Source organism: Tenacibaculum xiamenense, assembly GCF_964513065.1.
Lineage (GTDB): Bacteria > Bacteroidota > Bacteroidia > Flavobacteriales > Flavobacteriaceae > Polaribacter > Polaribacter xiamenense.
Genome location: NZ_CAZEQU010000016.1, coordinates 391,834 through 405,611 on the forward strand (window position 1 = coordinate 391,834; position 13,778 = coordinate 405,611).

General features: G+C 40.4%; 1 protein-coding gene (running past both ends of the window). It reads right to left on the reverse strand.

This entire window lies inside a single protein-coding gene on the reverse strand: locus tag ACKTTV_RS08440, encoding a PKD-like domain-containing protein (RefSeq protein WP_408030389.1). The 40,353-nt coding sequence extends 11,529 nt beyond the window's left edge and 15,046 nt beyond its right edge, so the window shows coding positions 15,047-28,824, spanning codon 5,016 (partial) through codon 9,608 (complete); reading right to left, the first codon wholly in view occupies positions 13,774-13,776. The start codon and the stop codon both lie outside this window.

Here is a 13,778-nt window from a genome sequence, read left to right on the forward strand (position 1 = left end):
AGCTCCTGCAAGATTTACATCTCCTGTTAAATCATGATTTAAAGCTACATCACTACAAACTGTAGCTGTTGGTGCCGCTGCTACAAATGGTTCTGGATTTACTGTTACTGTGTAGGTATATGAATCTCCGGCACAACCACCTGAACTGGTTGGTGTAACGGTATACACTACTGTTTGAACTGAACCACTGGTATTGGTTAAGGTATCCGTAATACTTGTCGCCGTTGAAGCACTTGTAGTTTCTCCTGTTACATTCGCATTGTCTGCTGCACTCCAGCTGAAGGTAGCTCCTGCAAGATTTACATCTCCTGTTAAGTCATGGTTCAACGCTACGTCACTACAAACTGTATCCATAGGTGCCGCTGCTACAAATGGTTCTGGATTTACCGTTACTGTGTAGGTATATGAATCTCCGGCACAACCATCTGAACTCGTTGGCGTAATCGTATACACTACAGTTTGAACTGAACCGCTAGTATTGGTTAATGTATCGGTAATACTTGTTGCCGTTGAAGCAGTTGTAGTTTCTCCTGTGACATTTGCATTGTCTGCTGCACTCCAACTAAACGTTGCTCCGACAAGATTTACATCTGAAGTTAAATCATGGTTCAACGCCACATCACTACAAACTGTAGCTGTCGGCGCTGCCGCTACAAATGGTTCTGGATTTACTGTTACTATATAAGTATATGAATCTCCAGCACAACCATCTGAACTTGTTGGTGTAATGGTATACACCACTGTTTGAACTGAACCGCTCGTATTGGTTAAAGTATCGGTAATACTCGTTGCGGTTGAAGCTGTAGTGGTTTCTCCTGTGACATTCGCATTCGCTGCTGCACTCCAGCTAAACGTTGCTCCTGAAAGATTTACATCTCCCGTTAAATCATGATTCAAGGCTATATCACTACAAACTGTATCCGTAGGTGCTGCTGCTACAAATGGTTCTGGATTTACTGTTACCGTGTAGGTATATGAATTTCCTGCACAACCATCTGAGCTTGTCGGTGTAATGGTATACACTACTGTTTGAACTGAACCACTTGTATTGGTTAAGGTATCCGTAATACTCGTAGCTGTGGAAGCTGTCGTGGTTTCTCCTGTGACATTTGCATTGGCTGCTGCACTCCAACTAAACGTTGCTCCTGCAAGATTTATATCTGAAGTTAAATCATGGTTCAAAGCAACATCACTACAAACTGTAGTTGTTGGTGCTGCCGCTACAAATGGTTCTGGATTTACCGTTACCGTGTAGGTATATGAATCTCCAATACAACCATCTGAACTTGTTGGTGTAATCGTATACACCACTGTTTGAACGGAACCGCTTGTATTTGTTAAAGTATCAGTAATACTTATTGCCGTGGAAGCTGTTGTTGTTTCTCCTGTGACATTCGCGTTCGCTACTGCACTCCAACTAAAGGTAGCTCCTGCAAGATTTACATCTGAAGTTAAATCATGATTCAAGGCTATATCACTACAAACCGTATCTGTCGGTGCCGTTGCTACAAATGGTTCTGGATTCACTGTTACCGTGTAGGTATATGAATCTCCAGTACAACCATCTGAACTCGTTGGCGTAATGGTATACACTACTGTTTGAACGGAACCACTTGTATTGGTTAAGGTATCGGTAATACTTGTTGCAGTTGATGCACTTGTAGTTTCTCCTGTGACATTCGCATTCGCTGCTGCACTCCAACTAAACGTTACTCCGGCAAGATTTACATCTGAAGTTAAATCATGGTTCAAGGCTATATCACTACAAACCGTATCTGTTGGTGCTGTCGCTGCAAATGGCTCTGGATTTACCGTTACCGTGTAGGTATATGAATCTCCTACACAACCATCTGAACTGGTTGGTGTAATCGTATACACCACTGTTTGAACTGAACCACTTGTATTGGTTAAAGTATCGGTAATACTCGTTGCCGTTGAAGCTGTTGTTGTTTCTCCTGTGACATTCGCATTCGCTGCTGCACTCCAACTAAACGTTGCTCCGACAAGATTTACATCACCTGTTAAATCATGATTTAAAGCTACATCACTACAAACTGTATCCGTAGGTGCTGCTGCTACAAATGGTTCTGGATTTACTGTTACTGTGTAGGTATATGAATCTCCAATACAACCACCTGAACTGGTTGGTGTAATGGTATACACCACTGTTTGAACGGAACCGCTTGTATTGGTTAAGATATCAGTAATATTCGTTGCCGTTGATGCACTTGTAGTTTCTCCAGTCACATTTGCATTGTCTGCTGCACTCCAACTAAACGTTGCTCCTGAAAGATTTACATCACCTGTTAAATCATGGTTCAACGCTACATCACTACAAACTGTATCCGTAGGTGCCGCTGCTACAAATGGTTCTGGATTTACCGTTACTGTGTATGTATATGAATCTCCAGCACAACCATCTGAACTGGTTGGTGTAATGGTATACACTACAGTTTGAACTGAGCCACTTGTATTAGTCAATGCATCCGTAATACTCGTTGCCGTTGAAGCTATCGTAGTTTCTCCAGTCACATTTGCATTCGCTGCTGCACTCCAACTAAACGTTGCTCCTGAAAGATTTACATCACCTGTTAAGTCATGATTCAACGCTACATCACTACAAACTGTATCCGTAGGTGCTACTGCTACAAATGGTTCTGGGTTTACTGTTACCGTGTAGGTATATGAATTTCCGGCACAACCATCTGAACTTGTCGGTGTAATGGTATACACCACTGTTTGAACTGAACCACTTGTATTGGTTAAAGTATCGGTAATACTTGTTGCCGTTGAAGCTGTTGTTGTTTCTCCTGTGATATTTGCATTGTCTGCTGCACTCCAACTGAAAGTATTTCCTGTTAATGTTACATCACTCGCTAAATCGTGACTTAAAGCAACATCACTACAAACTGTATCTGTTGGTGGTGTACTATTTACTGGTTCTGGATTTACTGTTACTGTGTACGTATAAGAATCTCCAACACAACTATCTGAACTGGTTGGTGTAATCGTATAAACTACCGTTTGAACTGAACCACTTGTATTGGTTAGAGTATCGGTAATACTAGTCGCAGTCGATGCACTTGTCGTCTCCCCTGTGACATTAGCATTATCAGCCGCACTCCAGCTAAAAGTTACGCCTGTTAAGTTAACATCTGCTGTTAAATCGTGGTTCAAGGCTACATCGCTACATACTGTTTCCGTTGGTGGAGTTGCCACATGCGGTTCAGGATTCACCGTTACTGCATAAGTGTAGGTTCCCCCAACACATCCCGTTGATCCAGTAGGTGTTACATTATAATAAACTATTTGAACAGATCCACTAATATTATTAAGTGTATCAGTAATTAAATTTGTTGTAGAGTTAGACGTAGTTTCTCCAGTTACATTCGGATTATCTGTCGCATACCATTCAAAAGTTACTCCAGATACTGAGAAATCATCCTCTAAATTATGATTCAAAGTATTATCACTACAAATTACAGTTGCAGGCGGTGTTGCACTTGCGATCTGAGGTCCTGGATCAATATTTACCGTATGGATATAAGAATCTCCTGCACAACCATCAGCACTCATTACGGTAATTGTATAATTTACTGATTGAAAAACACCTGAAGTATTATTCAGTGTATCTGTTATTAACTGATTCGTTTGAGCCGTTAAGGTCTCTCCTGTAACATTTGGATTATCCGAAGCTGCCCAAGTAAATACAACTCCCGTCATATTAACATCAGTTGTTAAATCATAATTTAATACTTGATTATTACAAATTGTACTTGATGTTGGTGCTGCAGGTACATGTGGCTCTGGGTTTAGAGTAACTGTATATGTAAATGGATCTCCAACACAACCATCCGCACTTGTTGGTGTAATCGTATACACTACTGTTTGAACATTACCACTAATATTATTCAAAGTATCAGTAATACTTGTTGCCGTTGAAGCAGTTGTGGTTTCTCCTGATACATTCGGGTTATCTGCAGCACTCCAACTAAAGGTTACTCCAGATAAGTTTACATCGGCAGTTAAATCATGGTTCAGAGCAACATCACTACAAACTGTATCTGAAGCCATAGATGCCGCATAAGGTTCTGGGTTCACTGTTACTGTATAAGTAAACGGATCTCCAACACAACCACTCGCACTTGTTGGAATAATTGTGTAAACAACTGTTTGGACTGAACCACTAACATTTGTTAAAGTATTATTTATTGTAGAGCTGGATTGTGCTGTAAGCGACTCTCCAGTAATATTAGGATTATCTGCTGCGCTCCAACTAAAAGCTCCACCAGCCAAGTTTACATCACCTGTTAAATCATGATTCAGGGCTACATCACTACAAACTGTTTCTGTTGGTGAGCTAGATGCAAATGACTCTGGATTTATTGTTACTGTATATGTATATGAATCTCCAACACAACCGTCAGCACTCGTTGGAGTAATTGTGTATACTACCGTTTGAGCCGATCCACTAATGTTTGTTAAAGTATCTGTGATACTCGTAGCGGTTGATGCACTTGTAGTTTCTCCTGTGACATTGGCATTGTCTGCTGCACTCCAACTAAAGGTAGTTCCTGAAAGATTTACATCACCTGTTAAATCATGATTCAAGGCTACATCACTACAAACTGTAGCTGTTGGTGCTGTTGCTACAAATGGTTCTGGATTCACTGTTACCGTGTAGGTATATGAATCTCCTGCACAACTATCTGAGCTTGTTGGTGTAATCGTATACACTACTGTTTGAACTGAACCGCTTGTATTGGTTAAAGTATCCGTAATACTCGTAGCGGTTGAAGCTGTAGTCGTTTCTCCTGTGACATTCGCATTCGCTGCTGCACTCCAACTAAAGGTTGCTCCTGCAAGATTTACATCTCCTGTTAAATCATGGTTCAAGGCTACATCACTACAAACTGTATCCGTTGGTGCTGCCGCTACAAATGGCTCTGGATTTACCGTTACTATATAAGTATATGAATCTCCTGCACAACCATCTGAACTCGTTGGCGTAATGGTATACACTACTGTTTGAACTGAACCGCTTGTATTGGTTAACGTATCAGTAATACTCGTTGCAGTTGAAGCTGTTGTTGTTTCACCTGTAACATTGGCATTGTCTGCTGCACTCCAACTAAAGGTTGCTCCTGCAAGATTTACATCTCCTGTCAAATCATGGTTCAAGGCTACATCACTACAAACTGTAGCTGTTGGTGCTGCCGCTACAAATGGTTCTGGATTTACCGTTACTGTATAAGTATATGAATCTCCGGCACAACCATCTGAACTGGTTGGTGTAATCGTATACACCACTGTTTGAACTGAACCGCTCGTATTGGTTAAAGTATCGGTAATACTCGTTGCGGTTGAAGCTGTTGTTGTTTCTCCAATCACATTCGCGTTCGCTGCTGCACTCCAACTAAAGGTAGCTCCTGCAAGATTTACATCTCCTGTTAAATCATGGTTCAACGCTACATCACTACAAACTGTAGCTGTTGGTGCCGCCGCTACAAATGGTTCTGGATTTACCGTTACTGTATAAGTATATGAATCTCCTGCACAACCATCTGAACTTGTCGGTGTAATGGTATACACTACCGTTTGAACAGAACCGCTTGTATTGGTTAAAGTATCAGTAATACTCGTTGCAGTTGAAGCTGTTGTTGTTTCACCTGTAACATTGGCATTGTCTGCTGCACTCCAACTGAAAGTAACTCCTGCAAGATTTACATCACCTGTTAAATCATGGTTCAACGCTACATCACTACAAACCGTATCCGTAGGTGCTACCGCTACAAATGGTTCTGGATTTACCGTTACCGTATAGGTATATGAATTTCCTGCACAACCATCTGAACTTGTTGGTGTAATGGTATACACCACTGTTTGAACTGAACCACTGATATTGGTTAAGGTATCTGTGATACTCGTAGCGGTTGATGCACTTGTTGTTTCTCCTGTGACATTTGCATTATCTGCTGCACTCCAACTAAAGGTAGCTCCTGCAAGATTTACATCTGAAGTTAAATCATGGTTCAAGGCTACATCACTACAAACTGTATCCGTAGGTGCCGCTGCTACAAATGGTTCTGGATTTACCGTTACTGTGTAGGTATATGAATCTCCTGTACAACCATCTGAACTCGTTGGCGTAATGGTATACACCACTGTTTGAACAGAACCGCTTGTATTGGTTAACGTATCAGTAATACTCGTTGCTGTTGAAGCTGTCGTTGTTTCTCCAGTCACATTAGCATTGTCTGCTGCACTCCAACTAAAGGTAGCTCCTGCAAGATTTACATCTCCTGTTAAATCATGGTTCAACGCTACATCACTACAAACTGTAGCTGTTGGTGCTGCTGCTACAAATGGTTCTGGATTTACTGTTACTGTGTAGGTATATGAATCTCCGGCACAACCATCTGAACTCGTTGGCGTAATGGTATACACTACCGTTTGAACTGAACCACTTGTATTGGTTAAGGTATCGGTAATACTTGTCGCTGTAGAAGCACTTGTTGTTTCTCCTGTGACATTTGCATTGTCTGCTGCACTCCAACTAAAGGTAGCTCCTGAAAGATTTACATCTCCTGTTAAATCATGGTTCAAGGCTACATCACTACAAACGGTAGCTGTTGGTGCTGCTGCTACAAATGGTTCTGGGTTTACTGTTACTGTGTAGGTATATGAATCTCCGGCACAACCATCTGAGCTTGTCGGTGTAATGGTATACACCACTGTTTGAACGGAACCGCTCGTATTGGTTAAGGTATCGGTAATACTTGTCGCCGTTGATGCACTTGTAGTTTCTCCAGTCACATTCGCATTCGCTGCTGCACTCCAACTAAAGGTTGCTCCTGCCAGGTTTACATCTGAAGTTAAATCATGGTTCAACGCTACATCACTACAAACTGTATCTGTTGGTACCACTGCTACAAATGGTTCTGGATTTACCGATACTGTGTAGGTATATGAATCTCCGGCACAACCATCTGAACTTGTTGGTGTAATGATATACACCACTGTTTGAACGGAACCGCTTGTATTTGTTAAAGTATCGGTAATACTCGTAGCGGTTGACGCAGATGTGGTTTCTCCAGTCACATTCGCATTCGCTGCTGCACTCCAACTAAACGTTGCTCCTGCAAGATTTACATCTCCAGTTAAATCATGGTTCAACGCTACATCACTACAAACTGTGTCCGTAGGAGCTGCTGCTACAAATGGTTCTGGATTTACTGTTACCGTGTAGGTATATGAATCTCCTACACAACCACCTGAACTGGTTGGTGTAACGGTATACACTACTGTTTGAACTGAACCACTGGTATTGGTTAAGGTATCCGTAATACTTGTCGCCGTTGAAGCAGTGGTTGTTTCTCCTGTTACATTCGCATTGTCTGCTGCACTCCAGCTGAAGGTTGCTCCTGAAAGATTTACATCTCCTGTTAAATCATGGTTCAACGCTACGTCACTACAAACTGTATCCGTAGGTGCCGCTGCTACAAATGGTTCTGGATTTACCGTTACTGTGTAGGTATATGAATCTCCCGAACAACCATCTGAACTGGTTGGTGTAATGGTATACACCACTGTTTGAACAGAACCGCTCGTATTGGTTAAGGTATCTGTAATACTTGTCGCCGTTGATGCACTTGTAGTTTCTCCTGTGACATTCCCATTCGCTGCTGCACTCCAACTAAACGTTGCTCCTGAAAGATTTACATCTCCCGTTAAATCATGGTTCAACGCTACATCACTACAAACTGTATCCGTAGGTGCTGCTGCTACAAATGGTTCTGGATTCACCGTTACTGTGTAGGTATATGAGTTTCCTGCACAACCATCTGAACTCGTCGGCGTAATCGTATACACCACTGTTTGAACGGAACCGCTAGTATTGGTTAAGGTATCGGTAATACTTGTTGCCGTTGAAGCACTTGTTGTTTCTCCTGTGACATTCGCATTCGCTGCTGCACTCCAACTAAACGTTGCTCCTGCAAGATTTACATCTCCTGTTAAACCATGGTTTAAAGCAACATCACTACAAACGGTAGCTGTCGGCGCTGCCGCTACAAATGGTTCTGGATTTACTGTTACCGTGTAGGTATATGAATCTCCTACACAACCATCTGAACTCGTTGGTGTAATCGTATACACCACTGTTTGAACTGAACCACTTGTATTGGTTAAAGTATCGGTAATACTTGTTGCCGTTGAAGCTGTTGTTGTTTCTCCTGTGACATTCGCATTGTCTGCTGCACTCCAACTAAAGGTAGCACCTGCCAAGTTTATATCTCCTGTTAAATCATGATTCAAGGCTACATCACTACAAACTGTATCCGTAGGTGCTGCTACTACAAATGGTTCTGGATTTACCGTTACTGTGTAGGTATATGAATCTCCTGCACAACCATCTGAACTTGTCGGTGTAATGGTATACACTACTGTTTGAACTGAACCGCTTGTATTGGTTAAAGTATCGGTAATACTAGTTGCCGTTGAAGCAATCGTGGTTTCTCCAGTCACATTCGCATTGTCTGCTGCACTCCAACTGAAAGTATTTCCTGTTAATGACACATCACTTGTTAAATCATGGTTCAAGGCTACATCACTACAAACGGTAGCTGTTGGAGGAGTTGTATTAACTGGTTCTGGATTCACCGTTAGTGTAACCTCAGAGCTTGTTATACTAGCACAAACATTTTTTGTACTTGTAATTATTAATCTATATTTATTCGTTGAAGCAGACGAAGGTACATTTGTTAATGTTAAACTTGCTGTAGTAGCATTACTATATATGCCGCCATCAGTCACATCGTTCCATAATCCCGCTCCACCTATTTGAACCTGCCATTGATATACCAAATCTCCTGTAGCTGGTGTGCTTCCACTATAATCTGGAGTCGTTGAAGGCGCTGTACCTGTAAAAGTAGTTGTACTTAAAGAAGAAGCTGCACCTGTAAAAGTGGTATTTCCATCTGGACAGATAGTAGCATCTGTTGGTTGCGTATCAATTTGAAGCATTGTAGCTTCTACTTCATTCCCATTAACACCATCATAACCTCCTGTTCCTCCTATAACTTGTCCGTTACTATCAAAACCTGAACCATCTAATACACCGTCATTATCTCCATCGGTACCTCCTGATTCAACAACATCGTTACAACCGTCATTGTCACTATCTAAATCTAAATGATTTGGTGTTGTATCTCCATCAGTATCATTCGCAGAAATTGCTGCCGCCTCATCTCCTGGTAACTCAACATCTGTTCCGTTCGTAATACCTGAATCCGTATCGAAAGCATAAAAGTTTTGACCAGTAGTTACGGCACTAGTTGCTATCCAAAGTAATGCAACCTGTCTATTATTCTGATCTCTACCTACGGCTGTTAAAACGCCTGTATTATTGGCTCCTGCAGTTGCAAATGCCGTTTGACCAATTACTGCGTCGTATACAGTTACTAAATCTCCATTTTCATCATTGAATTCGAAACCTACTTTTTCTTCAGTGTTAATCAAGAACATTCCTGACTCAACAGGAAGTAATAATTTTGCGTTGGTTATACTCGAACTATTTACATTTGATGTATGTCTAATGCCTCCATTAGAATAAATATTAGCTCCTATTGCATATCCAAAATTACCTTGAGTATACTCATAATAAGCTTGTTCATTTCTATCAAGAATACCATCATTGTCATCATCTAAATCACAAGAATCGATAATTCCATCCGAATCTGTATCTGTAAAACCTGACGTTGTTGGCTCACAACACGCAGAATTATCACTTACATCAGTTACAGCTGATGTAGTTGCCTGACCTCCAGAAGTTACCGTTGGAACACCGTTAGCATCAATACCTCCATTGAAAGCACCATCTGTTAATTGTGTATAGTTGTATGTACCAGCACCTTCTAGTGCATCATAACAACCATCGTTATCAGAATCTAAATCTAATCTATCTGGAGTACCATCTAGATCCGTATCTCCACAAGTAAAATAATAGTCAACAAAGAAACTCCTATCTTCCCAACCAAATGTAAAGGTTCCACTTCCTGTAAGGTCTATTTGTCTAATCTTTAGATTGGATACATCTAATTTCCCAAATTTATCATTTTGTCCACCACCTCCGAGTACATAGTTCGTATGTAGTCCTGAAGCTCCAATAATCAAATCAGTACCTGCTTCACCTACTCCTATCCCATCTTTATCCTTAAAGCCTGTCCATCCATTAGCATTGTTATATACCACTGTACTTCCATCATCTAATGTTAAGGTTAATCCCGTAATTACCTCACCTGAACCTTCCCAATCTGAGAATGTAAACACAAAACCTTGTAATGATACTGGATTCGATGTTCCTGTTTCATAAAAGTTAATTGTTTGCGAGCCCGTATTCGTCATTTGATGTACCCCATCTAAAAGTAAATATCCTCCTGTACCTGACATTTGAACATCAAATTGACCTCCATTAGTTGTTTGATAAGGCCCTTGAGCAGTTGCACTGCCAATTAATACTTCACCCGTTGTGGTATTCGAAGCATTCGATAATCTTAAATTGTTTATTACACCACTATCTATACCTCCACACTCATCTGCATCAAGAATACCATCATTATCATCATCTAAATCCACCACATCTGGAATACCATCTCTATCGGTATCATCTGGACAAACAGTAGATATTGTATCGTCTGTAACAGCAGCTACTACACCTGTATCATAAGCTGCAGCGATAACAGATCCATCTGGATTGATTTCACCTCCAGCAACTGTAAGAGGATCTCCAGTTCCATACTGTCCTCCATCACCTCCATCGGTATCATAACTTCCATAGGCTTCATTTGCGTCAGAACATCCATCATCATCACTATCTAATTCCAAATGATCAGGGATAGTATCACCATCACTATCAATATCTAAACACCCTTCTAATTTACCAGATACATAATAGTTTTCTATAGTAAATGCGCCTCGCGTAACTGTTATTTTATAGTCCTCCACTGGAACTGTTCCTGTATAAACAGTCGATCCGTTGTGGATATAGGTCATATTTCCAGCAGCATCTATTTCCAGTCTAAATGTTGTACCTACTATTGAAGGTGCATGCCAACCACTTACGGCTGCACCATGACGTACGTACATTCCATTTGTATTATCAAACTGGAACTTAAATCCTCCATCGTTCCAATCTGCACCCGTTATTTCCGTTCCACTTACTGGGAAGAAACCTATCATTCCGTTACTAACACTTGTTACGGTTCCTTCCATAACGACTGGTAAATTAAAGGTTTGATCAGAATAAGCCGTCGCCCAAGCCGCACCAGTTACTTGTAAAGTAGTTGTTATAGGAGCTGACACATCTGAAGCCGCCGTACCATGCCAGGTCATGTCTCCTGGATTTGTAGTTTCAATTACGTTACAATTTTGTTCATCCGTATCATAAATACCGTCATTATCATCATCGACATCCACAATATCTCCAACACCATCTCCATCTGTATCAACACATAAACTTTGTGTATTATCTAATCCATATTGACTATAGGTAGAAGTATAATTAATATTTCCAGTTGTTCCGTCTTCAAACTGATCTAATAATCCATTATTATTGGCATCTGTTCCTGTATTATAACTGACAATATCATTTTCTGTTGTTAATGTATTTCCTGCTTCAACACCATCAGCACAGCCATCACCATCGCTATCCAAATCTAAATGATCAGGAATGGTATCTGAATCAGTATCAATATTTCCGCAAGTACTTGATCTACCTGAAACAGAGAAATTATCAATATTGAAAGCACCACGTGAAACAGTTATTTTATAATCTTCTATAGGAACTGTACCTGTATAAACGGTTGTTCCGTTATGAATATAACTCATGTTCCCTGCAACATCTACTTCTAACCTAAATGTAGTTCCAACAATAGAAGGAGCATGCCATCCACTAACAGCAGCTCCATGACGAACATACATTCCATTGGATCCGTTAAATTGGAATTTATATCCTCCATCATCCCAATTAGAACCTGTTATTTCCGTTCCGCTAACTGGTAAGAAACCTATCATTCCATTAGAGGCTGATGTAACGGTACCTTCCATTACTAATGGTAACGTAAAAATTTGATCTGAATAAGCCGTTGCCCAAGCCGCTCCTGTTACATTCAAAGTTGTTGAGGTTGGAGACGATACGTTTACAGCGGCGGTTCCATGCCAAGTCATATCTCCTGGATTGGTTGCCTCAGTTAAAGTACAATCCTGTTCATCCGTATCTAAAACTCCATCATTATCATCATCAATATCAATTACATCTGCAACTCCATCTCCATCTGTATCTGTACAAGCATTTATGCCATTATCCGTTGCAAATGCCTCATAAGTTGAAGTATAATTTATATTTCCTGTTGCACCATCTTCAAACTGATCTAATAATCCATTATTATTGGCATCGGTACCTGTGTTGTAATTCGTAGTATCGTTATTTGCTACTGGTGTATTGTTTGCTTCAACTCCATCACTACACCCATCATCATCACTATCTAAATCTAAATGATTATACACCGTATCAGAATCATTATCAACCGAACAATTTGGTTTTGGATGCAAGCTTGGTTTGAATGAACTTCCTACTCTTGGAACAATCTCGTAAATTCTGTTATAATATGTAGCTCCAGAAACCCCTAATAATCTATACTTCGTATACTTTTGACCTGTTTGCGTTAAGGTATATGTATATGTATTATTGGTTGTCTCAGTTTCATTTAACACCCCAGTAACATCTGTCCATGTACCTCCATCAAATCCTTGCCATTTAAAGGTTGCAGATGTTCTGAAAACACTATAATTAAATACGATATCAATTTCAGATAACTCTACCGGGAATTCCATTTCTAATTCATAAACCGTTTCCCCAGTTATATTCGTATTCAATACACCATAAGCAGCCAAATCGTTCATTACGCCATCATACAATTCGGAGAATTGATACGCCGCATTCGTACTATAATTTGTTAATGTTGTAGTTACATTTGTAATAGCCACCTCATCAGAAGTATAGTAACACGAAGGAGATTCAACCTCATCTAAAACACCATCATTATCATCATCTAAATCGGCTAAATCATTAACTCCATCACCATCGGTATCAGCACAAACACTCAAGAAGTCACTTAACCCATATTGTGTATATGTAGAAGTGTAATTTATGGTTCCTGTTGTTCCGTTTTCAAATTGATCTAATAACCCGTTTAAGTTGGCATCAGCTCCTGTGTTATAATTCGTAGTATCATTGTTAGCAACTAAAGTATTACCAGCTTCAACACTATCACTACATCCATCACCGTCAGAATCTAAGTCTAAATGGTTTGGAGTTCCATTACTATCGGCATCACAATACGTTCCACCAGAAGAATTTCCTGTCGCAGTAATTGATATTCCATCAATACCTATTCCTGCCGCCGAAGGAGCCGTCAGTTTAAACCCGATAATATCTGTTGCTTGTGTAGCAACAAAAGTTAAGGTTTCTGTGTGCCAAGTATCTGGATCGTATGTTTGTACACTCGTAACCTGATCTCCATCTGGAAGATACACTGTTACAGCAGTATCGTTTCTTTCACTTGAAGCCCTTCCTGCATTTGCCCAATAGAACGTTACTTGATAGGTATCTCCAACCACTAAATTACTCATGGTTGTTTGAATGGCTTCCGTATGAGCAAATCCAGCATACTTCCCTCCTTGTGGAGACAATACATTCATTGCATATTGATTAGAATAAC